The sequence below is a fragment of the Rhodanobacter sp. ANJX3 genome (assembly GCF_014200755.1).
Lineage (GTDB): Bacteria > Pseudomonadota > Gammaproteobacteria > Xanthomonadales > Rhodanobacteraceae > Rhodanobacter.
Genome location: NZ_JACHCM010000001.1, coordinates 438,476 through 461,835, shown reverse-complemented (window position 1 = coordinate 461,835; position 23,360 = coordinate 438,476). Strand labels below are relative to the sequence as shown.

Annotated in this window: 20 protein-coding genes and 1 pseudogene; 12 read left to right on the top strand and 9 right to left on the bottom strand. The window is 59.4% G+C overall.

What is annotated here, in order from left to right:
- Positions 1-47 precede the first annotated feature (47 nt).
- The 8 genes and pseudogenes from HDE76_RS01845 (at position 48) to HDE76_RS01810 (ending at position 10,296) form a co-directional block, all read left to right on the top strand.
- Positions 48-698: a tetratricopeptide repeat protein gene (locus tag HDE76_RS01845; protein WP_179476630.1), complete on the top strand. Its 651-nt coding sequence runs from the start codon at positions 48-50 to the stop codon at positions 696-698.
- Complete coding sequence (bamB, locus tag HDE76_RS01840; RefSeq protein WP_184505095.1) at positions 695-1,900, top strand: outer membrane protein assembly factor BamB; 1,206 nt, start codon at positions 695-697, stop codon at positions 1,898-1,900. Before HDE76_RS01845 ends, bamB begins: the two co-directional genes overlap by 4 nt.
- 22 nt (positions 1,901-1,922) lie before the next feature.
- Entirely contained in the window at positions 1,923-3,326 is a 1,404-nt protein-coding gene (der, locus tag HDE76_RS01835; RefSeq protein WP_184505093.1) for a ribosome biogenesis GTPase Der, read from the top strand.
- 44 nt (positions 3,327-3,370) lie between these two features.
- Complete coding sequence (moeB, locus tag HDE76_RS01830; protein ID WP_184505091.1) at positions 3,371-4,543, top strand: molybdopterin-synthase adenylyltransferase MoeB; 1,173 nt, start codon at positions 3,371-3,373, stop codon at positions 4,541-4,543.
- Positions 4,544-4,796: 253 nt separating this feature from the next.
- The gene (folD, locus tag HDE76_RS01825) at positions 4,797-5,669 is read left to right on the top strand and encodes a bifunctional methylenetetrahydrofolate dehydrogenase/methenyltetrahydrofolate cyclohydrolase FolD (protein ID WP_184505089.1); all 873 of its coding nucleotides are present in this window, start codon (positions 4,797-4,799) and stop codon (positions 5,667-5,669) included.
- 80 nt (positions 5,670-5,749) lie between these two features.
- Complete coding sequence (gene guaB, locus HDE76_RS01820) at positions 5,750-7,207, top strand: IMP dehydrogenase (protein ID WP_179476625.1); 1,458 nt, start codon at positions 5,750-5,752, stop codon at positions 7,205-7,207.
- A 227-nt stretch (positions 7,208-7,434) separates the two neighbouring features.
- Positions 7,435-9,015, top strand: coding sequence for a glutamine-hydrolyzing GMP synthase (gene guaA / locus HDE76_RS01815; protein WP_184505088.1), 1,581 nt, complete (start codon positions 7,435-7,437; stop codon positions 9,013-9,015).
- Between the two features lie 124 nt (positions 9,016-9,139).
- Positions 9,140-10,296, top strand: a pseudogene (locus tag HDE76_RS01810) (IS3 family transposase).
- A 5-nt stretch (positions 10,297-10,301) separates the two neighbouring features.
- Here the strand turns inward: HDE76_RS01810 and HDE76_RS01805 are convergent.
- From HDE76_RS01805 to HDE76_RS20535, 5 genes are all read right to left on the bottom strand, one after another.
- Positions 10,302-11,147, bottom strand: coding sequence for a hypothetical protein (locus tag HDE76_RS01805; protein ID WP_184505086.1), 846 nt, complete (start codon positions 11,145-11,147; stop codon positions 10,302-10,304).
- Positions 11,144-12,742, bottom strand: a complete 1,599-nt coding sequence (locus HDE76_RS01800; protein ID WP_184505084.1) for an AAA family ATPase — start codon at positions 12,740-12,742, stop codon at positions 11,144-11,146. Before HDE76_RS01800 ends, HDE76_RS01805 begins: the two co-directional genes overlap by 4 nt.
- Complete coding sequence (locus HDE76_RS01795) at positions 12,711-14,276, bottom strand: restriction endonuclease subunit S (RefSeq protein ID WP_184505082.1); 1,566 nt, start codon at positions 14,274-14,276, stop codon at positions 12,711-12,713. The genes HDE76_RS01800 and HDE76_RS01795 overlap by 32 nt, the downstream gene beginning before the upstream one ends.
- On the bottom strand, positions 14,273-15,685 hold the full coding sequence (locus HDE76_RS01790; protein WP_184505080.1) for a type I restriction-modification system subunit M: 1,413 nt from the start codon (positions 15,683-15,685) through the stop codon (positions 14,273-14,275). Before HDE76_RS01790 ends, HDE76_RS01795 begins: the two co-directional genes overlap by 4 nt.
- A 248-nt stretch (positions 15,686-15,933) precedes the next feature.
- Positions 15,934-16,413 carry a HipA domain-containing protein gene (locus tag HDE76_RS20535; RefSeq protein ID WP_221262251.1) on the bottom strand — a complete coding sequence of 160 codons (480 nt, stop codon included), beginning with the start codon at positions 16,411-16,413 and terminating at the stop codon, positions 15,934-15,936.
- Positions 16,414-16,680: 267 nt separating this feature from the next.
- Between HDE76_RS20535 and HDE76_RS20665 the strand changes: the two genes are divergently transcribed.
- Positions 16,681-16,821, top strand: a complete 141-nt coding sequence (locus tag HDE76_RS20665) for a hypothetical protein (protein WP_255481375.1) — start codon at positions 16,681-16,683, stop codon at positions 16,819-16,821.
- A gap of 239 nt (positions 16,822-17,060) precedes the next feature.
- Here HDE76_RS20665 and HDE76_RS01780 read toward each other — a convergent pair whose 3' ends face one another.
- The 3 genes from HDE76_RS01780 to HDE76_RS01770 all read right to left on the bottom strand — a co-directional run bounded on the left by HDE76_RS01780 (position 17,061) and on the right by HDE76_RS01770 (position 19,350).
- Complete coding sequence (locus HDE76_RS01780) at positions 17,061-17,396, bottom strand: helix-turn-helix transcriptional regulator (RefSeq protein ID WP_184505078.1); 336 nt, start codon at positions 17,394-17,396, stop codon at positions 17,061-17,063.
- Between the two features lie 374 nt (positions 17,397-17,770).
- The gene (locus tag HDE76_RS01775; RefSeq protein WP_184505076.1) at positions 17,771-18,703 is read right to left on the bottom strand and encodes a hypothetical protein; all 933 of its coding nucleotides are present in this window, start codon (positions 18,701-18,703) and stop codon (positions 17,771-17,773) included.
- A 128-nt stretch (positions 18,704-18,831) separates the two neighbouring features.
- On the bottom strand, positions 18,832-19,350 hold the full coding sequence (locus tag HDE76_RS01770) for an ATP-binding protein (RefSeq protein WP_179476617.1): 519 nt from the start codon (positions 19,348-19,350) through the stop codon (positions 18,832-18,834).
- Positions 19,351-19,839: 489 nt separating this feature from the next.
- Between HDE76_RS01770 and HDE76_RS01765 the strand changes: the two genes are divergently transcribed.
- The gene (locus HDE76_RS01765; RefSeq protein WP_184505074.1) at positions 19,840-21,267 is read left to right on the top strand and encodes a serine hydrolase domain-containing protein; all 1,428 of its coding nucleotides are present in this window, start codon (positions 19,840-19,842) and stop codon (positions 21,265-21,267) included.
- 376 nt (positions 21,268-21,643) lie between these two features.
- On the opposite strand, the gene HDE76_RS01760 is transcribed toward HDE76_RS01765, so the two are convergent.
- Positions 21,644-22,504, bottom strand: a complete 861-nt coding sequence (locus tag HDE76_RS01760; protein ID WP_184505072.1) for an MBL fold metallo-hydrolase — start codon at positions 22,502-22,504, stop codon at positions 21,644-21,646.
- Between the two features lie 88 nt (positions 22,505-22,592).
- On the opposite strand from HDE76_RS01760, the gene HDE76_RS01755 reads away from it, so the two are divergent.
- Positions 22,593-22,928: a metalloregulator ArsR/SmtB family transcription factor gene (locus HDE76_RS01755; protein WP_184505070.1), complete on the top strand. Its 336-nt coding sequence runs from the start codon at positions 22,593-22,595 to the stop codon at positions 22,926-22,928.
- Positions 22,925-23,359, top strand: a complete 435-nt coding sequence (locus HDE76_RS01750; protein ID WP_184505067.1) for a YeeE/YedE family protein — start codon at positions 22,925-22,927, stop codon at positions 23,357-23,359. Before HDE76_RS01755 ends, HDE76_RS01750 begins: the two co-directional genes overlap by 4 nt.
- The last annotated feature ends 1 nt before the right edge of the window (position 23,360 follow it).

Sequence of the window (23,360 nt, the reverse complement as noted above, 5' to 3'; positions counted from 1 at the left end):
GCGGCCTGAGCACGGGCCGGTGATCGAGTGACTTTGAAGGATGATTCATGGCATTTGACGAATACGACAAATACGAACAAAGCGAACTCGTTCAAAAGTGGCTGCGCGAGAACGGGCTGTCGATTGTCGTGGGCATCGCCATCGGCCTGGTTGGCATTTTTGGCTGGCAGCAGTGGCGTAACCATCAGGCGCGCAACGAGGCCAATGCGGCCCAGTTGTATAAGCTCGCCCAGGTATCGGTAGCTGCCAACAAGCCGGAGGCCGCCAACGCCATCGTCGATCAGCTGATGAAAGACTACGAAAAATCGCCGTACGCGGTTTTTGCCGTCAGCGATCGGGCCAAGCAGCAGGTGCAGGCCAAACAGCTGGACAAGGCCGAGGCGTCATTGGATTGGGCAGTCGCCCATGCCACGGACCCGGTACTGAAGTCGCTGACCCAGCTGCGCAAGGCGCAGGTTGAGCTGGCGCGCAATGACGGCACGGCCGCGCTGGCGACGCTCGATGCGATACCGGCCAATAGCTATCAGGGCCTGGCCCAGGAACTCCGTGGTGATGTGCTGGTCAAGCTTGGGCGCGCAGACGATGCGCGCAAGGCTTATCAGGCCGCGCTGTCGGCGCTGAAAGAGCAGGCGCCGCAACGCGGTGCGCTGCAGATGAAACTCGATGATTTGGCCGTGGCCGGGAAGCAGGGTGCATGAAAGCTGAAATAATGAAACGCGTCTTGCTGATTTCGCTGGTGGGACTTGCCGGTTGCCATTCGTTCAAGAAGGAAAATGTCCAGCCGCCGACGCCGCTGGCCAAGGATTTCAAGCCCACCGTGCAGGTTACCCGGGTTTGGGAAACGCGCGTCGGCGGTGGTGCCGGCGAGACCGGCGCACGCCTGCGTCCGTCGGTCGTCGATGGCGTGCTTTACGCCGACAGCACCGACGGCAAGCTGGCCGCTATCGATGCGGCCACCGGTAAGACGATCTGGACCAAGAGCACGCGCACCAAGGGCTGGTTCGGCTGGGGTGACAAGAAGCGCAAAGATGCGCTTTACGCTGGTGGCCCGGCCGTTGTCGGCGACCTGCTCGCCGTCGGCACGCTCGATGGTCACGTCTACGCAGTAAACGCCAAAGACGGCAGCCCGCGCTGGGAAGCCGAGTTGTCCTCCGAAGTGCTGGCTTCGCCGGTGATCGTGGGCGATCTGGTGATCGCACGTACGCAGGACGGCCGCATCTACGGGCTGGAATCGGCCACCGGCAAGCGCCGCTGGGTTTACGACCAGGACACCGTCCCGCTGCTCAGCCTGCGCGGCAACGGCTCGCTGCTGGCGGCCAACGGCGTGATCTTCTATGGCAGCGACGACGGTCGCCTGGTCGCCCTGCGTCTGGACAACGGCTCCAAGCTGTGGGAGCAGAGGCTCGCCAGCGGCGAGGGACGTACCGAAATCGACCGCCTCGACGATGCCGACGGCTCGATCCTGCTCGACGGCGCGGTGCTCTATGGTGCCGCTTATCACGGCAACCTGCTGGCCGTGGATGGCCCCAGCGGCCGTCCAATCTGGACCCATCCCTTCTCCACCTTCGTCTCGCTGGCGCTGGGCGGCAATTCGCTTTATGGCGTCAACGAGGATTCCCAGGTCTGGGCTTTCGACAAGACCGGCGGTGCCGATATCTGGAAGAGCGACGCGCTGAAGTATCGCTGGCTGACCGGTCCTGCCGTGCAGGGCAACTATGTCGTGGTCGGCGATATGGAAGGCTACATCCATTGGCTGCAGATCGGCGACGGCGCCCTGGCGGCGCGCGAGCGTCTGTCCAAGAAAAAGGCCATCCGCGCCCAGCCGCTGGTGGTTGGCGATACTGTTTACGTTGAAGATGTAAAGGGCCATATCGGCGCTTATCGTCTATCCGCGCATTGATCGCGGAGACCATGTACACACCATGCTGCCCGTCGTCGCTCTAGTTGGTCGCCCCAATGTCGGTAAATCGACCCTCTTCAATGTATTGACGCGCAGTCGTGACGCCCTGGTGGCCGATATGCCGGGCGTCACCCGCGATCGCCACTACGGCGTTTGCCGTACCGGGGAAAGGTCGTTCGTGGTGGTGGACACCGGCGGTCTGTCCGGTGTCGATGAAGCCATGGATGTGTTGACTGCCAAGCAGGTGCGTCTGGCGATCGAAGAAGCCAATGTGTTGGTGTTCGTGGTCGATGCGCGCGACGGCCTGCTGCCGCAGGATCATGTGATCCTCAACGAGCTGCGCCGCACCGGCAAAAAGATCATCGCCGCGGTCAACAAGACCGACGGCCTGGACGAGCAGAACGCCCTGGCCGAGTTCGCCGGGTTCGGCATCAACTTCACCGTGCCGCTGTCGGCGGCGCACAACCGCGGCACCGAAGATCTCATCGATCTGATCCTGCCGCTGCTGCCGGTCGACGAAGAAAGTGCGGTCGAAGGCGACGGCGAGAGCGGCAGTATCCGCGTGGCCATCGTGGGTCGCCCCAACGCCGGTAAATCCACGCTGATCAACCGCCTGCTCGGCGAAGAACGGCTGATCGTTTCCGACGTGGCAGGCACCACGCGCGATCCGATCCGCGTGCCGCTGGAGCGCGACGGCAAGCGCTATACGCTGATCGACACCGCCGGCATACGCCGCAAGGCGCGGGTCGAAGAAGCGCTGGAGAAATTCAGCGTGATCAAGACGCTGCAGTCGATCGCTGCGGCGCAGGTGGTCGTGGTGATGATCGACGCGCGCGAGAATCTCGCCGATCAGGATCTCACCCTGATCGGCTATGCGATGGACGAGGGCAGGGCCATCGTCATCGCCGTGAACAAGTGGGACGACATGGACAAGTACCAGCGCGACGAATGCATCCGTGCGCTCGATCGTCGACTGGTGTTCGTCGACTGGGCCAAGCAGGTGCATATCTCGGCGCTGCACGGCTCCGGTCTACGCGAGCTGATGCGCGCCGTGGTACGCGCTCATTTCTCGGCGACCAAGGAGATGGGTTCGTCCGAGCTGACCAAGACGCTGGAAAAAGCCTACGAGAGCTACCAGCCGCCGCTGGTCAACGGTCATGCGCCCAAGCTGCGCTTTGCGCATCCGGGCGGCACCAATCCGCCGACCATCGTGATCCACGGCACCCGCACGAAGCACATCGCGCCGGCCTATCAGCGCTATCTGGAAAACTTCTTCCGCAAGCGTTTTAAGCTGGAAGGCACGCCGGTACGCATCGCGTTCCGCGAAGGCGAAAACCCGTATGCGGGGCGCAAGAAAGTGCTGACCAAGGAGCAGCAGCAGAAGGCTCGCCGCCGGGTCAGCGACCTGATCAAGCGCACGCGCTGAGCGGACTTGATTGCGCGCTGGTCGACATCTCGTAGACTGGCGGCATGAACGAACCCCTGAATCGCGACGGCTGGCTCGATGCGCTACGCGAAACCATCCCTGAGATCACGCCTACCCTGGCGCTGACCACGCAGGCACAAGGCGGCCTGCTGATCGATGTGCGTGAGGATGCGGAGCGTGCCTCGGGCATGCCCGCCAACGCGCTGGGCCTGTCGCGCGGGTTTCTCGAGCTGCGCATCGAACAGGCCGAGCCCGATCGCGATCGGGCGATCGCCTTGATCTGCGGCAGCGGGCAGCGCTCGCTGTTGGCCGCCGAATCGCTGCGGCGCATGGGCTATCGGCGAGTGAGCTCGGTGGCCGGCGGCTTTGGCCGCTGGAAAAGCGAGGGCTTGCCGATTTCCCGCAGTGGTCTCGACGCGGATGCGAGCGAACGGTATGCCCGCCAGCTGCGTCTGGCCCAAGTCGGCGAGGCCGGACAGGCGAAGCTGCAAAACGCCAAAGTGGTGCTGCTGGGCGCAGGCGGCCTGGGTTCGCCGGCAGCGCTGTACCTGGCCGCGGCCGGCGTCGGTCAGCTGACTCTGATCGACGACGACGTGGTCGAACGGTCCAACCTGCATCGCCAGATCATCCATGCCGATGCGCGCGTCGGCATGAAAAAAACCGAGTCGGCGCGCATGGCGCTGCAGGCGCTCAATCCGCGCGTGCGCATCGTGACGCATGAGGAGCGCCTGCAGGCGGACAACGTCGAGCGTCTGCTGGCCGGCCACGATGTGCTGATCGACGGCGCGGACAATTTCGCTGCGCGCTATCTGCTGACCGCCGCGTCCTTGCGGGTCAAGTTGCCGATGGTCTATGGCGCCGTGGAGCGTTTCAGCGGGCAGGTGAGCGTGTTCGATCCGCGTCGAGACAATTCTCCCTGCTACCGCTGCCTGTTCCCCGAACCGCTGTCCGTTGCCGACGCACCCAATTGCAGCGAGGCCGGGGTACTCGGCGTGCTGCCGGGAATGATCGGGCTGCTGCAGGCGACCGAGGCGCTGAAGCTGATCCTCGGTATCGGCGACTCACTGGTCGGACGTCTGCTCTGCTTCGATGCGCTGGATATGCGCTTCAGCGAGCTGCAGCTGGCGCGCGATCCACGTTGTCCCGGCTGCGGAGCCGATGCCACGTTCGGCGGCTACGAAAATATTGCACGCCAGTGTGCCGCCGTCGGAGGCTGAGCGCGGCATCTACCCCGAGCGCATGTCGATACGACTGCTGCGCAGAGTCAGTTCGAGGTAGTCGGTTGGCATTGTCAGGCTCCGGCTAGCATGAAGGGAAAGGTGCGAGGGACGAGTAGCGAGGGCGCATGCTCACGAGACAGACCCGCACCGCCAACCTACGTAATGCCGTTGGAGTCGCTACAGACCACGGCCGGTTTGTAAGCGCGTCGTCCAGCCGGGATAATGGCGGACTTTACGGCCGGGCATATCCATGAGCGCACGCATCCTCGACGGCAAACGCATCGCGCAGGAACTGCTGGAGCGCGTGGGGCGTCGCGTCACCGAACGCCTGGCGCAGGGGCTTCCCGCGCCCGGTCTGGCGGTCATTCTGATCGGCGACAACGCCGCGTCGTCGGTCTACGTACGTAACAAGCGCAAGGCCTGTCATCAGGTCGGCTTTCGGTCGTTCGATCACGACCTGCCGGCGGATACCAGTCAGGAAGAGGTCTTCGCGCTGATCGACAACCTCAATGCCGATCCGGACGTGCACGGCATCCTGGTGCAGTCGCCGCTGCCGGAGCATATCGACGAGGACGCGCTGGTCGACCGCATCGACCCGGCCAAGGACGTGGACGGTTTTCAAGCCATCAACGTAGGTCGATTGGCGCTGCGCCGCTTCGGCTTGCGGCCGTGCACGCCGCGCGGTGTGATGACCCTGCTTGGCCATACCGATCGCCCTGTGCGCGGCCAGCACGCGGTGGTCGTGGGGGTATCCAACCACGTCGGTCGCCCGCTGGTGCTGGAGCTGATGATCGCCGGCTGCACCACGACGTCCTGTCATCGCTTCACCCGCGATCTGGAAAGTTTCGTACGCCAGGCCGATATTCTGATCGTGGCGGTCGGCAAGCCGGGGCTGGTCAAAGGCGAATGGATCAAGCCCGGCGCGGTGGTGATCGATGTCGGCATCAACCGACTGGAGGACGGCCGGCTGGTCGGCGACGTGGATTTTCAGGCGGCCTCGGAAAACGCCAGCTGGATCACCCCGGTGCCCGGTGGCGTGGGTCCGATGACCGTCGCCACACTGATCCAGAACACCCTGGAAGCCGCCGAGGCGCACGCTTCCCACGGAGTCGATTGCAACTAAGTACGGCAATGTTCAGTCGCTGATCTGGCGAGCATCACGATGACCCGCGTATAATTCCCTCTTTGCAGCGGGACTTTCGCATGCGCATCCTCGCCGAGGCACTGACCTACGACGACGTTTACCTGGTTCCCGGCCACTCCATCGTGCTGCCGCGTGACGTAGACACCTCCGCCCGTTTCACCCGCAACCTGCGCCTCAACATTCCTATCGTCTCCGCCGCGATGGATACGGTGACCGAAGCGGGACTCGCCATCACGATGGCGCAGTGCGGCGGCATCGGCATCATCCACAAGAATCTGACGCCGGAACAGCAGGCGGCGGAAGTGCGGCTGGTGAAAAAGTTCGAGGCCGGCGTGATCCGCCGCCCGATCACCGTCACGCCCGATACGTCGATCAGCGAAGTGCTGCGACTGACCCGCGCGCACAACATCTCCGGCGTGCCGGTGGTGGAGGGTTCGAAGCTGGTCGGTATCGTTACCAGCCGCGATCTGCGCTTCGAGCGCAAGCACGACGATCCGGTACGCAACATCATGACCCGCCAGGAAAAGCTGGTCACCGTGCGCGAAGGCGCCAGCCAGGACGACGTGTTGCTGCTGCTGCACAAGCACCGCATCGAGAAAGTGCTGGTGGTCAACGACGACTTCCAGCTGCGCGGTCTGATCACCGTGAAGGACATCCAGAAGGCGCGTGACAATCCGCATGCCGCCAAGGATCAGCAGGAAGCCTTGCTGGTCGGTGCCGCCGTCGGCGTCGGTGGCGATACCGAGCGGCGCGTAGCTGCGCTGGTGGAAGCCGGTGTGGATGTGCTCGTGGTCGACACCGCGCACGGCCATTCGCAGGGCGTGATCGAACGCGCCGGTTGGGTGAAGAAGCACTATCCGCAGGTGCAGGTGGTGGCCGGCAATATCGTGACCGGCGACGCGGCCCGTGCGCTGCTCGACGTCGGCGTGGATGCGGTGAAGGTCGGCGTGGGTCCGGGTTCGATCTGCACAACACGTGTGGTGGCCGGCGTCGGCGTGCCGCAGATCACCGCGATCGACATGGTGGCCAACGCGCTGAAAGACGAGATTCCGCTGATTGCCGATGGCGGCATCCGCTATTCCGGCGACATCCCCAAGGCGCTCGCTGCCGGCGCGTCGACCGTGATGCTGGGCTCGATGTTCGCCGGCACCGAGGAATCGCCCGGCGAAGTCGAGCTGTTCCAGGGCCGTTCGTACAAGAGCTACCGCGGCATGGGCTCGATCGGCGCGATGCAGCTCGGCTCGAAGGATCGCTATTTCCAGGACGAGGCGGACGCCGACAAGCTGGTGCCCGAGGGCATCGAAGGTCGCGTGCCGTACCGCGGGCCGCTGCGCAACATCATCCACCAGCTGATCGGTGGACTGCGCGCATCGATGGGCTACCTCGGCGCGGCCAATATCGAGGACGTGCGCCACAAGGCGCAGTTCGTCAAAGTCACCTCGGCCGGCGTCACCGAAGCGCACCCGCACGATATCCAGATCACCAAGGAAGCGCCGAATTACCGGCTGAATTCTTGATGGGGCAGGGATGAGGGGCGAGTAGCGAGGGCGCGATAAGCGGCGTCCTTCGCTACTTGTTTGAACTGTTAGTCAGTGGGCGCATGTTGACGTGCTCTTTATCGACGTTCCTTAGGGATCGGTTGCCGAGCCCTCGCTACTCACCCCTAATCCCTCGCTTATTGCAAATCCAGCCAAGCGCACTGAACCGCAATTTCCATTCGCCCGTATCCCCAAGCCGCCAACCCATGACCAACATCCATAGCGACAAGATCCTCATTCTCGATTTTGGCGCGCAGTACACGCAGCTGATCGCCCGGCGCATCCGCGAGATCGGCGTGTATTGCGAAATCTGGGCCTGGGATCACGACCCGGCAGAGATCGCTGCTTTCGGGGCGAAGGGCATCATTTTTTCGGGGGGGCCCGAGTCCACCACCTTGGCCGATGCGCCGAAGGCGCCGCAGCAGGCGTTCGATGCGGGTTTGCCGATTCTCGGGATCTGCTACGGCATGCAGACGATGGCCGCGCAGCTGGGCGGCGCCACCGAAGCGGCCGACGCTCGGGAATTCGGCCGTGCCGAAGTGGATATCGTTGCGGATAGCCGTCTATTCAAAAACCTCACCGATCACTCCAGCAGTCATCGCCTGGACGTGTGGATGAGCCACGGTGACCACGTCGCCAAGGCGCCGCCGGGTTTCGTCATCACCGGCACCACGGACCGCATTCCGGTTGCGGTGATGGAGAACGAGGAAAAGCGCTGGTACGGCGTGCAGTTCCATCCTGAAGTCACGCATACCAAGCAGGGTGGCGCGCTGCTGAAGCGCTTCATCACCGAGATCTGCGGCTGCCAAACGCTGTGGACGGCAGCCAACATCATCGACGATCAGATTGCCCGCGTGCGCGAGCAGGTCGGCGATGACCACGTGCTGCTCGGGCTTTCCGGTGGTGTGGATTCATCCGTGGTCGCGGCGCTGTTGCATCGGGCCATCGGCGACAAACTCACCTGCGTGTTCGTCGACACCGGCCTGCTGCGCTGGAAGGAAGGCGATCAGGTGATGGCGACCATGGCCGAGCACATGGGCGTCAAGGTGATCCGCGTCGATGCGCAGAACCGCTACTTCGACGCGCTCGCTGGCATCAGTGACCCGGAAGCCAAGCGCAAGATCATCGGCGGTTTGTTCATCGAGATTTTCGACGAGGAATCCTCCAAGCTCACCGCCGACGGCGCGGGCGCGGTGAAATGGCTGGCGCAGGGCACGATCTACCCCGACGTGATCGAGTCCGCCGGCAGCAAGACCGGCAAGGCGCACGTGATCAAGAGCCACCACAACGTCGGCGGCTTGCCGGCGCACATGAAGCTCAAGCTGGTCGAGCCACTGCGCGAGCTGTTCAAGGACGAGGTGCGCCGCATCGGCGTGGAGCTGGGGCTGCCGCGTGAGATGGTGTATCGCCATCCGTTCCCGGGTCCCGGCCTGGGCGTGCGCATTCTGGGCGAGGTAAAGCGCGAGTACGCCGATCTGCTGGCGCAGGCCGACGCGATCTTTATCGACGAACTGCGCAAGGCCGACTTGTACGACAAGACCAGCCAGGCGTTTGCCGTGTTTCTGCCGGTGAAGTCGGTCGGCGTGGTCGGCGATGCGCGCGCCTACGAATGGGTCATCGCGCTGCGCGCGGTGGAAACCATCGACTTCATGACCGCGCACTGGGCGCACCTGCCGTACGAGTTTCTGGGCCGGGTATCGAATCGCATCATCAACGAACTGCGCGGCGTTTCCCGCGTGGTCTACGACATCAGCGGTAAGCCGCCTGCCACGATCGAGTGGGAGTGATTTTAACCCCTCCGGCAGTATCAATTTGTACGCCCACGTACGCCATAAATCGTTGAACTATGGGTTCACCCCCCGATTTCACTGACACTTACGAGAAGGCCGATGAAGGCCGATAGGAGTGTTCATGTCGAAGCGAAGAAAGTTCAGTGTGCAGTTCAAGCGTGGTGCGCTTGAGCAAGCGAGGCAACCGGACGTCAGTTGTGCCCAGGTTGCTCGTGAGCTGGGGATCCGGGACAACCTGTTGACGCGCTAGAGGCGTGAGGCCGGGAGTCAAGGCAATAGCGCCTTTGCCGGTACGGGCACGCCACGGGATGAGGAGCTGGCGCGTTTGAAGCGCGAACTGGCGCGGGTGAAGAAGGAACGGGATTTTTTGCGCGAAACGGCGACGTTCTTTGCCAAGGGATCATCCTGAGGTATCAGGTGATCGAACGTTACCGCGATGAGTTCCCGATCCGCCTGATGTGCCGTTGCCTGCGGGTATCGGCCAGCGGTTATTACGACTGGAGCCGGCGTCTGCCTAGCGCCGGCCAGCTCGACAATGTACGTTTGCTGAGGCGTATGCGTGAGCTGCACGAAGACAGCCGAGGCACGCTGGGTGCCGGCCGGATGCAGGAAGACCTAGCCGATGAAGGTCAGCGGGTCGGCCTGAACCGCGTGGCTCGGTTGATGGCCGCTGATGGCTTGCAGGGTTGGCCGCGCCCGAAGCGTCAGCGGATGCGAGCACGGCCGGCACTCACACCGCTAGGCGTACGCAACCGGCTGGAACGGGACTTCACCGCACTGGAGCCGGAAACCAAATGGGTCACGGACATCACCGAGATTAAAACCGGGGAAGGCAAGCTTTATCTATGCGTCGTCTTGGACCTGTTCGACCATCGGGTGGTGGGTTGGTCGATGCACCATCGGCAAGATCGGCAGATGGTGATCCGGGCCGTACAGACGGCTGTATGGCAGCGACAACACAACGAACCGGTGATCCTGCATTCGGATAGAAGTAGTCAGTTCAGAAGCGGTGATTATCGGAAGTAATTGCTGGCCAACGCGCTGGTGTGCTCGATGAGCGCGGTTGGCCACTGCGGCGATAACGCTGCTTGCGAGGGCTTCTTCGGCCTGCTCCAGCGCGAACGGATTTATCGCATGACCTATCCAACACTCGATACCCCAAGAGCGGATGTGTTCGAATACATCGAGCGCTTCCATAACCCAAGAATGCGGCGAAGGACCGCCAGGCAGGAATTGAAGTTTTCCACCCTTTCACAACCGTCCGTGATTTCGGGGTAGAACCCTTAGGCGGCGGCTGCTTCTTCGACCGCCTCAATGAAGAGAGCAAGGCCGTTCGCGCGAAGACAGGCGCGAGCTGTTGCCGCGTAAGCGGCTTTTGGACCGGCGGCAGCGCTCAACTTTTCTATCAACCGCTCTACTCGTTGATGATCCTGGAGCGTACAAGCTTCATATGTATCAGGACATGCAAGGCGGTACTCCTCGATCAAATCGGAAATTTCTCGCCATTTCTTTTTTCTAGCAGACACCAAACGAGGACTGTCCAGATAAAGAAAATGTACTGTTGTCTCGACCCGCTTCTTCACAATGGCATTGGCCGGATCGACAGGGATTGGCACACCCTCCTCGTCGAATGTCATCAACTTCGGATCCGTCTTACTGGCTGGATCGAGGAGAAGGACCGTTTCGCTTGCCGTACTTCTCTGGTCCCAGGTTGCTCTTACCGAGCCATTCGATAATGGGAAGTAATCCCATTTTCCTCTTGTAGCGCCTTGGCCATCAGTGTGCGGCGAGTTTGGATAGCTGCCGGCGATCCGGTAGTTCTTCCAGTCGAAAGCCAGCCACGGATAACCATCGTGGGCGGTTCTATCTTCATCCAAGGCTCTTAGTTTCGGCCGAAAGTGATCGACGTGCCAATCCGAAACGGCATCCGGAGCCTCAGAATACCAACATTTGTTGTGAGACATTTGAAGAAGAAGGTCTTTAACCTCTCCCCAAATTCCCATCTTACTGTCAATGTAGGCCTTTCTCTTGGCCTTCGTATCGAGCTGATCAAGAGCTATCTGCAGGGCAGCAACTTTTGCCAGCCAAGCTGCCGGGATTTTCGTTTCATCTTGAAAGACGTAGATCATGGGCGATCGCCCTTAGGGGCCATGATCTCGGTCAGCAGCAGTTTCGCTACATGATTACGTTGTGCGATCGTTTCCGGCGATAGTGCCTTCCGCCCTTCATGCTTGAGGTCTGTGAGAGCGCGCAGGAACAACTCGTACTCTGGCTCTCGGTCTTCGAGAACGAAACCTAGTCTCCTAAGCCGCTCGGTTAATTCCAGCAGTCTATGTTCCTGGAGAGTGTTGCGTGGATCCACTCGCAGGAGCTGGTTGCGCTCGTCGAGTTCTTGCTGAGTATCTGGGTCAAGGGTGGTAGGAAGACCGAATATCTGTGTCAGGATGCTAGTGAAACCAAGTCCACGGGGATCAACCTCTGGCGGCCTTATAGAGACACTGCCATCCTTAGATCGTGCCATCACCTGGACTTGAGACGCTTTGAGGCTTCCGATTGTCAAAGGGTCATGAGTGGTGAGGATGATGTGGCTCTCGCCGCGTTGCGCCACGTCCTTCACTAAATGCAAATAGTCCCATTTCCAATTTGGATTCAGATGAGTGTCCGGCTCATCTAGTAGGAAGAGACTTTCATCTTGACTCGTGAAGCGCATCAGGCCAAGCACACTCAGAAGCTGCTTTTCACCGTCGCTGATTTCGTGAAAGGGAATTTCCCCTTCAATGTCATCCTTATCGACCCAGATGCGCACCTCACGAATCAAGTCGGAAATGTCGAGTGATTCAAGGAGTGCGAAAAATGTTCGCTCGTCTTCAAATGAACGCGCTATATCGTTCAGCGCAGCCAAGTCTTTCAAAAATATATATACTTGCTCTTCATTGGTGGGTTTTGCACGGTAGTCGTCTTGCTCCCGAGCGCGGTCGGCGATCGGCGCTAATGCTTGATTCCACAGCTTGTCGAGGAGCGTTCGAACCAGCCCTGACGAGTTCCAGAACGTTTGATCGCTTGCCTTTACATTGGCTGCCGAAGAGCGGCCATCAGCCCAGCGGGGCTTCCTGAGGACGAGAAGGGCGCTGTCAAAACCAGTGATGCCCATATGCTTTTTCAGAAACGTTTTTGCGGAGTCGGATCCGAAAGCGAAGTAGCTCAATAGTGCTAACTGGCCATAGGCCGGTCGACAATAGAACAGTCGGCGAAGATCTAGATTCTGAATGTCTGCCGCCGAAGAACCGGGAGAGATCACCCTTTTATAATATCGAAGCTGGTGTCTATCGAACAACTGCTCCAATCGCCTACTAGAGCCCGAATAGTAACCAAAGATGTTGGCTGGTAGATAAGTAGATCTGTGAGCATTGAACGCGGATCGGGTTTTCGCCTTACCGTCAACTTTCACGGAAAACGCGCCATCCTCAGCCGAGTTCTCAATTTCGATCCGATGCCCATGACAGTTATACGCAATAGCGTAGGAAAAGGATGTTTGCTCCCCAAAATCCAAGTCACGAAAAATGGTGACTAATGCCTCGATCACGTTCGATTTTCCGGTTCCGTTCTCCCCAACAAGTACGGTGGAAAGCTCGCCTTCGTCGAAGTCGATTTGGACATCAACGAGATTCTTGAACTGACCGATCTTTAACCAATCAAGCCGCATGTCGGACCACCAGTTCGTCATTGGTGCTGCCGATCGCTACGTCGCCCCGGTCTATTTCCTGCCGAAGTTGCTTGTAGAATTCATCGATGATCATCTCGCTTCTCCGCCAAAGCTCCTTGGCAGAAGCGATCCCTCCCATGTCCACTAGCGTCAATTTGAGATAGTCAGACGTGACGTCGGCTCTCCTCTTTTGCGACATGAGGGCTCCTCTTTTGATAGTGTGCGTTTTGCGCTTCGGCTGCACAATGCGTTGACGTCGGCGGGGAGGTTGAGCGTTCTTGGTTCGCTTTATCCGCTCAAAGAGAAGGTCCGCGGGTTCGTCGCTCGGTGCAGGCTGCACCAGTTCGCCACGAAATGCCCTGCTCAATATTGCCTTTTGAAGATGCCGTAGTGTCTCCAGTGTGTCGGCTGCTGTTTGCCGCATAATCTCAATCGTTGCGAATTCACGATCAATAAAATCTGCGGCTTCGAGGAAATTTCCGCCTGGAGGAATGGGGATTGGCAAGCCTCTAAGGGTCGCACCGCTTATCTTCGGCATATTCCCCGCAGTGCCGGTGGCATGTTCGCGAAGATAGCGGCGGGCGTTAGCGGAATTCAGATAGCGCCATAGATAGCGACGCCGACTCTCGTCGCCCACCCGTAAACGCATCATCAAATCAGGATAGATGTAGGTCTTCTCAGGCCCGTCGAAAATTGCCGTCGCACCAAGATGCTCAAGCGCATTAGCTCGCTGAACCAGCAGATCGCCTGACTTCAGCCAATACTTCGAATCGTCTTGCGGTCGCTCGTAAACGCGCTTCACCGCAGCCTCGTCGAGCCGCAGGTATCCTGATGTCGTTGCGGTAAGTCGTAGTGCTAGCGGGCCGGTGGCATCCGGGCCAGTTTTTGGAGACCAGCCGTTCGCGGGTCCTTCATCAACCAATTCGACTAGGGGCAGGTAGTCCGGGCGTTTCCCCTTGTAGCCGGGGTTCTCCTCGAACGCTTTTCTTAGAACGGCTTCTTTGTATTCCTCGCTCGCGGAAAGCGCGGTTTGAACGCCAGCGTAGGTTACGTCGATCCTATCGCTGTAAGCTGCAATCGCTGCAGCGATGCGGCGCTGTTCATTGGTGGGAGGAAGGCTGATCCTCGTCTTCTGAAACGTACCTTTGGTGACGTGCCGAAGTCCGACGCCGCCGTGGGCTTGGCCGATGAGCTCGTCGAGAGTTTCATTGATTGCAAACTTGAAAAATACAGGGTCTATAAGCTCTCGGTCGAAGTCTACTCGGTAAATGTGCTGGTTCAATACGGCGGGGCCGCCTTCCCACAAGTGCGCTCCGAACGATGTGCCCGGGGTACCTGACCATGCAAACAGCAGGTCTCCGTCATCGACGGCAAAGCGGTCATCGATCGGCCCTTCGAAATGATTGAATGAGGCCGTCGGTCTATTGAGATTTTGAATCCGGACGATTGGGTGGCCCGTTTCCGACCACTCTGAAGGCTTGAACGCGCGCCCATTCACGAGGTCACAAATGTCGCCGATGGGAACAGTAACCCAATGTTGCGGCAGCGACGTCATCGCGCATCATTTCCTTCTGCGCTCAGCTCATCGCTTAGCAGGTCAATCTGTTCGATGGCGGCGCGAAGGAGCTGTGAAATCCGGGCAGCGAGCTCTTCGGGCTCCGCATTCGTGCCAGCGTTGTCCTGATCTGCGCGTAGCCAATCGATATCGAGGTTCTCATTGCGCGCCGCGATTTGTTTACGCGTGAAGCGCCGGAAACGACCCTGCTCGCCGAGGTCCTGACGAGGACTTGTCCCGAGCGGATCGGGACCGAAACAAGCCTCAAACTCTTCGAAGTGTGCCGTTGCGAGCGGTTGCTTCTTACCAAACGCTGGCATGCCCGTGCGCATGTCGTAGATCCATGTTTCCTTGGTATTTCCCCGAGGCTTTTCGCCCCGAGAAAAAAATAACACGTTGGTCATCACTCCCTGGGCGTAGAAGATGCCCGTCGGAAGCCTAATGATGGTATGCAGATTGCATTTCTCGAGGATGTCCTGACGAACCTTTCTCCCTACACCATCTTCAAACAGCACGTTGTCCGGCAGCACCACCGCAGCCCGGCCACCAGGTTTCAGAGCAAGATAGATGTGCTGGAGAAACGCGAGTTGCTTGTTGGCAGTAGGAAAGGGAATGTCGCGCCGCTGCCGACGGGCACCACCAGCACGAGCGCCGAACGGAGGGTTGGCTAAGATGACGTCCGGATCCGTCAAATTCGCAGAGTCGACGGTGAGCGCATCACCCAGGATAAGCCGTAGATCCAACCCGTGCAAAAATGCGTTCATTAGACAAATTCGGTAGGTGCCCTTCTCAATTTCCATCCCCTCGAAACGAGGCAAGCTTCGCTTAGCAGTTTTCGATTGTGTTCGTCCGAGAACGAAGTCGTTGGCAGATACGAGAAAGCCGCCACTGCCTGCGGCTGGATCTTGGATCAGTTCGCCACCCCTCGGCTGGACTAGGCGAACGATAGAATCGATGAGTGCTCGAGGCGTGAAGTACTGCCCGGCTCCCGAGCGCGCATCCTGTGAATTTTTCGCAATGAGACCTTCGTAAATGCCACCCATCGCGTCTGTTGAGATGGAGCCCCAATCGAGCCTGTCGATTCCGTCTATAACTGCTCGGAGGTTCTCACTATGGGAGAACACCGTCGTCGGGAAAGCGTAGATCTTTCGGACCCGATCGTCATTTGCATGCCCTCCGAGGAACGTCAGGACGTCTCGATAATGTGTAAGAAGATCGCCGCCGGTGTATCCCACGATATCATCCCAGCGATATCCATCAGGGATAAGCTTTTCAGTCTCGTTCTCGGCGGCTATTCTAAGGAATAAGAGGTACGTAAGCTCGGATATATATTCATGATAGCTCACCCCATCACCCCGAAGGATGTGGCATAAGTTCCATATTTTTTGCACGATATTTTCTTGTTGCACTTTACGACCCCAGACGCATTGCTAAGTATTGCACCGGTTTCTTCCATGCCTTTGCGTTTACATAGCCCGATGCGGTTGATGTCGCTGAGCGTCTGATCGGAAAGGTTTTGCTAACCGCAATCGAAGCCCTCAGGCGTACGGCGAACTCAGTGCGCCTTGGCACCTTGTGCCCGTGCTGGAGTAGCGATGATTACTGCACCGAGAAACAAGTCGATTGATCGGGGGGCAGCTGCAGTCGATGGTCTGCATCATAGCGCTAACGCCCGTTTTAGATCATCTTGCTTGAAGGCGCTGGCCATCCGGTCAATTTCGGCGGAGCGCGCACCGGCGGCCTTGGCGGTTGCACGCCACGTCGCGGTCACGGTCGCGACCTCTTTGATGATTGTGCGTGCCTGCGGCAGTGTGAGGCCGAAGAACTCCGAAGCCGACTCAAGCAGGTCAAGCGAGCAGGTGCCCTCGTCGAGGTCGATGTTCGTCGTCAGCACGCGTACCTTGAGGTCGGTGGGCGCAGGATTGAGGTCATAGGCGGGAGAAAGAGACCACCCCGTCTTGCCGAGCCAAAGGAAGCCATGGTTGCGCAGGTGGTCGTCGACATTGGAAATTAGCACGTTAAAGACGATCCGCCGATAGAGGGCATGAGCGTCGGTCTTCCCCTGCGCGCCATGTTGCGTAAGAGCGTCGACGATCTCCGGATAGCTGCCGCGCTCACCGTCCTTGGCATGCATCATCGCCATCGCTGACAGGAAAGGAATGCGGATCGCGGATCGAGCCGGAACGATCGAAGCGTCGGGACAGCATCACAGCCTTGCTTGCGACTTCGATCAGCTCATGGTGCGGCGTGGTAATACCGGACTGCTCGGCCAGCCGCAGTGCGATCTCTTCCCATGTTTCTATGCTGTAGTCGTCGGTCTCCTTCGGAAACTTGGCGATGGATCGGTGATCTGGAGCAGCCGCCCGAGTTCGATCAGGGCTGGGACGCCGACGCGGATAGGCGCTTGGAACGTTTCTTCGCCTGCCCAGCGGAATCTGAGGGCACCCAGGCGGGTCTCGTCGGCGACGCCGAGCAGGTAATCGCTTTCCGCAAGGGTGCGAACAGCGCGGCCTTCGCGTTCGGCAAGACGGCGCCCTTTGCATAAGACGGCGCCCCTATGTGTCGGGCGCTGAGTCTCATACGGAGCCGAAGGTCACCCGTCCGGGCGGAGGGGCGAAGGAACCGCGGGTCAGGGCAAGGGCAGGCTCAAGTGAGAACCGGTCTGGATCGGCGAGCCACGCGCCATCATATTCGAAGAGGATAGTTTCCGTGCCTCGAACGCGATTGCTCCTCGCCAGGCCGATAGGGCGCGTGCGGCCGTTCAGGTCGATATGTACCTCGAAGTCAGCCATCGCGAGATGATCCGGCTGTTCGCTTGAGATGCGCGTGCTTGGGCAGTTCCGCGCTGGCCAGCGCTTGGCCAACCGGGTCGTTGCCGAAGTCGGCGATCTGGCCCAAACCGTCGAGCAGGCTGAGCGCCTGAAGGACGCTAGCATAAATGCCGATGCTGACATTGGTGTTCCCAGCCTCGACTTTTTGCAGGGTCGAGCGGGATGTGAAGGCACGTTCTGCGACGATAGCCATTGGCAGCCGCCGCCGCCGACGGGCATCGTTGATGTCTGCACCGTGCTTGCGCAGGACGCGCCGCACAGCGGCGGGAGGGTTATGTGGTGTAGGCATTTGTAACCTTCGAACTACATATTGACGAAATATGTAGCCTGAAGATTGCAATATTTTTAGCCCTCGCGCGATGGGCATGCATTGAGGGGATAGCGGACCGAGCTCATGAGGGTATAACTCTGGGGGCTGAATCTTGACCGGCGCGGGCTGATGTGACTTTCGAGGGTGATGGCGCCGTTCGTGCAACATCCGGCGGCTAACACTTCCCGAGAGGACTCGGTTGTTCACTACAGCCGCTGATCGCCCCCCGAAGAGTCAATCGATCCGCCTAGAGACGGTCACTCATGGACAGGCAACATGGGCGCGGCAAACGCTGATGCGATATCTGCACTCAACATCGAGGAGAAACCGACCTTTAGGAGCCGTTGGCCGGATCACGCAGTCTCATGCATGCCAAGCGATGTCGCGTCAGAAGGGAAGAACGGGATTCGTATCGCCCAGGAATTGTTCAGGTTTTGCTCGAAAATGTTGAATTTTTCGGCCTTATAAAAATTGCCCACGGGTGTTTTTGCAACGTCGGCTCCATTCGCGACGGCCTGCGCACTTTGCATGAAGCTCAGAAAACCCACGGCATTGCCTGGATCCTGCGTTAGATCGATCTTCGCCCCGTTGAGGGCATAAATGTCTTTATCGTCCGCGTTGGGTACCTTGCTGCTGGCTCCCATTTGCCTGAACAGGCTCATGAAGCTGACGAGGTCGTCTGCCTGCTTGCTGATCGCGTTGGACTGAGCGTCGGTCAGCGGATTGCCGTCGGCATTTGCCCAGGCCAAATATCCGCCCACGAGGTCGTTGTGAAATGACTGGACGGCGTGAACCAGGGAGCCGTTACTGTTCAGCAGGTTCTGCAGCCACGCTCGGTCACTATCGCTAAGCGTGCCGGACGTTACCTTAATCGCGCCGTTGTCCGACTGGAAGTCAAACTTCGCATTGGCGAGATCGGGCCGCTGGAGAATGAGTTGTTGCATCGACGAAACGAGTGCCGTTGCCACCGCTTGGGCATCCTGACCCGTACGGGCATTGCTGTCGAGTGCCTGTTGGTACTTCGCAAGTGTCGTTGCAGCGGCGCTCAGCGAGGTCTGATTCTGCAGTGCGGCGGGCTCGAGACCGTTGGCCGCCATCATAGCCTCGACGCCGCTCCACTTGTTCATGAACGCTTCGTTGGCCGCTGTGTCGACGGGCGTCACAGCGGTCGCCGCCGCAGTCGAAGGGTTCGTGGCGCCGCCCTCGAATGGAGCAAGCGCTACGTAGCTGAGTCCTGGCGTTGCGGCTAACGCCGTCGCGTTTGTCGGATTGATGTTGATGCCCATCTTTCTCTTCCCACTATCTGGCAACTGTTATGACGGCGCGGTGTAGCAAAAACTTAAGCTCCCGATGATCGTCTGATTAGATGCTGGACCAAGTGAGATTGTCAGCAATCCGAGTGGTTAAGTTGCAATCATGTCTTTTCAATAGGACTTTTAGCGGCCGTTGAGGTGATTCCGACCTGCTGAACAAAGTCGACCTCATCGCCAAGAATCACTACCTCACAGAAACCCTCGCCACACGTTGGCGGTTCGAAGATTCTGAAGACGTTTTCGACGGCCTCATCGGGAACTGTTTCGTCGGCCGCTCGGCTCTTGTTGCGGCGGAGCGCGGTCTCCAAGTCAACCTTCACCCATACCGCACGGATCGGGACTCCAGCGGCTTTGGCAATTTCGATTACCCGTGCACGGCGATTCGCGGTGGCGAACGTTGAATCGACGTAAATGGCGTCGTTCGACTGCGCTGCCCATTTCCTCGTCCAGGTAGATTTGCCCGCGCCTTGCACACCGATGACCATGATTATCCGTCGTGGGCGCGCCAGGAGCGCCGCAGATAAGTCCGTATACAACCGTTCCCATGCGGCGGCATGGCGGTCTGCCGTAAAGACTCGACCGGCGGCAGTCTGCAAATAATGGTCTGGGTTGAGATGCATCAGATCTGTCTTTCCGATGTCGATCTGCAGTCGGTGATTGTCGCCAATCGGGAATGTCTCAGAGTGGTCGATGGTTACATACGTTGCTTGCCAGAAACCGATTCGCGTCAGACCGCAGTCGATCCGAAACCGCCTGTTGCGGACGGCCGTTTTCGGGAAGGACAGCGACGCAAATCAACATCAGTTTTCGCCCTGACAAAGCCGAACTCTATCAGCAGCTCCTGAAGACTAACCTTCAAGGCGGGGCTCGCCGGAAGGTAGGGCCGTGGCTGGTGTAGATGGCGGTGGAGGGTGATCACTAACGCATAAATGAGTGTCCGCCAAGCTTCCAATAGTGTCCGCGGACAACGCCCGCAGGCTGCGGTGAGCGGTAATGCATTGAAACGTCATCGGAATTCATATTCGTGCGATTGGCACGGTATTCGCTCCGAACAGTCGATTTCCAAGTCTTACGTCGCTGCCCACGAGTGTTAATCAGGAGTCCATCCGATGCTGAGGTCTATCGCCACACTGCCTTTACTTTGCCTGTCGTTGACCGCTGCCGCCGCGGCCCCCGTTCCGGTCAAAGCACGGCCATTCGACGCACAACTGGCTAATCGCATCGATGCCGACGTGCAAACCATCATGCAGCGTACGGGTACGCCCGGTGTGACGATCCTTGTCGCCGAGCGCGGCCACGTCGTCTATCGCCACGCATACGGCTTGACCGATCGCGAGAACCATAAACCAGCCACGGTGCTTACCGAATACGAGATCGGCTCGATTACCAAGCAGTTCACCGCTGCGGCGATCCTGCTATTGCAAGAGGCCGGCAAGCTGCATCTCGACGACAAACTCTCCGTCTACCTGCCAAACGCCCCGCACGCCGACGAAGTCACATTGCGACAACTGCTCTCGCACACCAGCGGCTTGCCGGAATACATCGATGCGGTCGATACAGCCAAGGCGATCGATAAGCCGGCGACCTTCAACGAACTGATGAAGTACGTCGCCGACAAACCACTGGACTTCCCACCCGGCACCCATTGGTCGTACTCCAACACGGGCTACATCCTGGCCGGTCGAGTCATTGAGGTGGTGTCGCACGAGACATATGGGCACTACCTCCAGACTCATCTGCTCGATCGCGCGGGCATGACGCACACCTCCACCGTGGCGGAAGAGGGCAAGTTGCCCGGTATGGCGATCGGTTACGACCGCGAGAAGGGACAGATCACGCGTGCGCGTACCATCGCCGCCTCGGTGGGTTGGGCCGCGGGGTTCCTGGTCTCGACCGTCGATGATCTCCAGAAATGGAACCTCGCTCTACGCGGTGGAAGGATCGTGACGCCGGTCGATTTCACACTGATGTGCAGCTCGGTCAAGACGAAACAAGGTGACGCTGGCTACGGCCTAGGTCTGTTTGTCGACAACATTGACGGCCAGCCTCGCGTGGGTCACACAGGCGGCTCGCTGGGGTTCACCACTGCGAACGAGTACTTCCCGCGTCAGGACATGCAGGCAATCGCCTTCACCAACTTCGTGGACCACCCGGAACCCGGCGAAATGATTACGACGGCGATCTTCGAGGATATGAATCCCACTATCGCCGCAGATGCGATGCGACCGGCTCAGGGCGAGAATCCGTTGGTCACGGCAAAGGTCAATGCTTACTTCGTGCAATTGCAGGCCGGTGATGCGGACTCTCCCTATCTCGCAGACAAACTCGCGAAAAAAATGAGGACGGGCTTGGCCAAGCGTCTAGGTGATGAGTTCAATGGCTACGGAAAGCCCACAGCCTTGGTGTTCAAGGGCACGCACACCGATGCCGGCGTGACGTTTCAAGATTACGTGATCCATTTCGGGCCGGGCAGTCAGCTCAAGTTCGGTATCGCACTGGATAAGGCGGGAAAGATCGGAGCGCTTTCGTTCGGATGAATCACGCACGGCGGTCGCTGCTGATCGGCTTCGCCGAAGCCAACTAACCTCAAGCAAACGCGAACTGGGGCTGTTTTACGGGCCATGAAGGGGACGCGTGGTGTTCACGAAGTTGGCGTATCGAAGCCAGTGCGCTTTCGAACCGGAGGCGGCGTCCGTGACCGATCGCTTTGCTGCGATCCAGCTGAAAGGGCGATTGTCCGCAGATGGCCGAACAGCGACACAGAGCGATCGGCCCATCGCCCCTGAGTCGACCCTTCCCGGGCGAGGCGGTGAACGTCTCCAGCCGGCCAGAAAAATGGGCCGTGCAAACTTCGATTTCCTCTGGCCATGGCCTCTTGAGTGGACAGCAGCTTTTTCGGCGTGAATGCGTGCTCTACAACGCGTCGAGTGGGATTTTCAGATAACGCGTGCCGTTGTGTTCCGGCTCAGGCAATGAGCCGGCACGAATGTTGATCTGGACGGCCGGAAGAATAAGCGCAGGCATATCAAGCGTCTGATCGCGGGCCATGCGCATCGCGACGAACGTATCTTCCGAGCTATCGTCATGCAGATGAATATTGCTCTTGCGCTGCTCTGCCACTGTGGTTTGCCATTGCGGTTGACGCGACTGCGGCGGGTAGTCGTGACATGTATAAAGCCGGGTCTCGTCAGGCAGCGACAGCAGTTTGCGTGCTGAGCGATAAAGCGCATGCGCGTCGCCGCCCGGAAAATCGCAGCGTGCGCTACCTACGTCCGGCATGAACATCGTGTCGCCGACAAACACGGCATCGCCGATCTGGTACGCCACGTCAGCCGGCGTATGTCCGGGCACGTGCATGGCTTGTGCACTCAGCTCGCCGATCTGGAACGTCTCGCCGGCAGCGAACAAATGATCGAACGGCTGACCGTCGGCCGGCACGTCCGCCCCCAGGTTAAAGACACGCTTGAATACATCCTGCACTGTGCGAATGCCATCGCCGATGGCGATCCTTCCTCCCAGTCGTGCCTTCAGATATTGCGCGGCCGACAGATGGTCCGCGTGGGCGTGCGTTTCCAGCAGCCATTCAACTTTCAGCCCGCGTGCCTGCACAAATGCCACGACTTTGTCGGCCGATTGCGTCGAAGTACGGCCGGACTTCGGATCGTAGTCAAGCACCGAATCGATCACGGCGCACGCAGAGCCATCGCCAGCGTGGACGACATAGGTAACGGTGCAGGTGGTCCGATCAAAGAACGCTTCTACCAGTGGCTTCATCGCATGCTCCAATCAATACATTGAAAAACAATATATATTTTCATATATTGTAGGTCAAGATGATTGTCAGGTAGAAGGACGCCGATTCATGAGCACACCGTTATCGCCCGCCGCGCTCGACGTGCTGCGGCAATCCGCGACGAAATGCTGCGCCCTTCTCAAAGCCATGGCGCAGGAGGACCGTCTGCTGCTGCTGTGCCAGTTGATCGAAGGCGAACACAACGTTGGAGAGCTGGAAGCGGCGGTCGGACTTCATCAACCGAGCCTTTCGCAGCATCTTGGCGTGTTGCGCGAGGAGGGACTCGTCAGTGCGCGGCGCGAGGGAAAGTACATGTACTACAACCTCGCGAGCGTCGAAGTCTTGAGCATCATGCAGACGTTGTCGAAGCTCTATTGCGGCAAGGTCAAAGGGCGCCTGAAATGAGTGTCGACCTGGTCCACTTCTCGCCGTTTTCCGCGCTCGTCGGCGGCTTATTGATCGGCTTCGCGGCAGCGCTGCTCGTGCTCGGGAACGGCCGCATCGCCGGCATCAGTGGGATTATCGGTAGCCTGCTCGACACGACATCCAGCGATCGTGCTTGGCGCGCCGCATTCGTGCTCGGACTTTTCGCCGCGCCCTGGATATTCAAGCTGTTCACGGCACTGCCGCCAGTCACGATTGCGTCATCGCCCCCTGTGCTTGTGGTGGCCGGCCTGCTCGTCGGCATCGGCACCCGTTATGCGTCTGGTTGCACCAGCGGTCACGGTGTGTGCGGCCTCTCACGAGGTTCGGCCCGGTCTCTTGCCGCCACCGTGACGTTCATGGCGATGGGCTTTTTCGCCGTTTTCGTTACCCGCCATCTGCTGGGGTTTTGAC

Bases quoted from the DNA above. Each gene is read 5' to 3' on its own strand.
- HDE76_RS01845 (WP_179476630.1), top strand. From the start codon at position 48: ATGGCATTTGACGAATACGACAAATACGAACAAAGCGAACTCGTTCAA.
- bamB (WP_184505095.1), top strand. From the start codon at position 695: ATGAAAGCTGAAATAATGAAACGCGTCTTGCTGATTTCGCTGGTGGGA.
- der (WP_184505093.1), top strand. From the start codon at position 1,923: ATGCTGCCCGTCGTCGCTCTAGTTGGTCGCCCCAATGTCGGTAAATCG.
- moeB (WP_184505091.1), top strand. From the start codon at position 3,371: ATGAACGAACCCCTGAATCGCGACGGCTGGCTCGATGCGCTACGCGAA.
- folD (WP_184505089.1), top strand. From the start codon at position 4,797: ATGAGCGCACGCATCCTCGACGGCAAACGCATCGCGCAGGAACTGCTG.
- guaB (WP_179476625.1), top strand. From the start codon at position 5,750: ATGCGCATCCTCGCCGAGGCACTGACCTACGACGACGTTTACCTGGTT.
- guaA (WP_184505088.1), top strand. From the start codon at position 7,435: ATGACCAACATCCATAGCGACAAGATCCTCATTCTCGATTTTGGCGCG.
- HDE76_RS01805 (WP_184505086.1), bottom strand. From the start codon at position 11,147: ATGATCTACGTCTTTCAAGATGAAACGAAAATCCCGGCAGCTTGGCTG.
- HDE76_RS01800 (WP_184505084.1), bottom strand. From the start codon at position 12,742: ATGACGAACTGGTGGTCCGACATGCGGCTTGATTGGTTAAAGATCGGT.
- HDE76_RS01795 (WP_184505082.1), bottom strand. From the start codon at position 14,276: ATGACGTCGCTGCCGCAACATTGGGTTACTGTTCCCATCGGCGACATT.
- HDE76_RS20535 (WP_221262251.1), bottom strand. From the start codon at position 16,413: ATGATGCATGCCAAGGACGGTGAGCGCGGCAGCTATCCGGAGATCGTC.
- HDE76_RS01780 (WP_184505078.1), bottom strand. From the start codon at position 17,396: ATGCCTACACCACATAACCCTCCCGCCGCTGTGCGGCGCGTCCTGCGC.
- HDE76_RS01775 (WP_184505076.1), bottom strand. From the start codon at position 18,703: ATGGGCATCAACATCAATCCGACAAACGCGACGGCGTTAGCCGCAACG.
- HDE76_RS01770 (WP_179476617.1), bottom strand. From the start codon at position 19,350: ATGCATCTCAACCCAGACCATTATTTGCAGACTGCCGCCGGTCGAGTC.
- HDE76_RS01765 (WP_184505074.1), top strand. From the start codon at position 19,840: ATGCTGAGGTCTATCGCCACACTGCCTTTACTTTGCCTGTCGTTGACC.
- HDE76_RS01760 (WP_184505072.1), bottom strand. From the start codon at position 22,504: ATGAAGCCACTGGTAGAAGCGTTCTTTGATCGGACCACCTGCACCGTT.
- HDE76_RS01755 (WP_184505070.1), top strand. From the start codon at position 22,593: ATGAGCACACCGTTATCGCCCGCCGCGCTCGACGTGCTGCGGCAATCC.
- HDE76_RS01750 (WP_184505067.1), top strand. From the start codon at position 22,925: ATGAGTGTCGACCTGGTCCACTTCTCGCCGTTTTCCGCGCTCGTCGGC.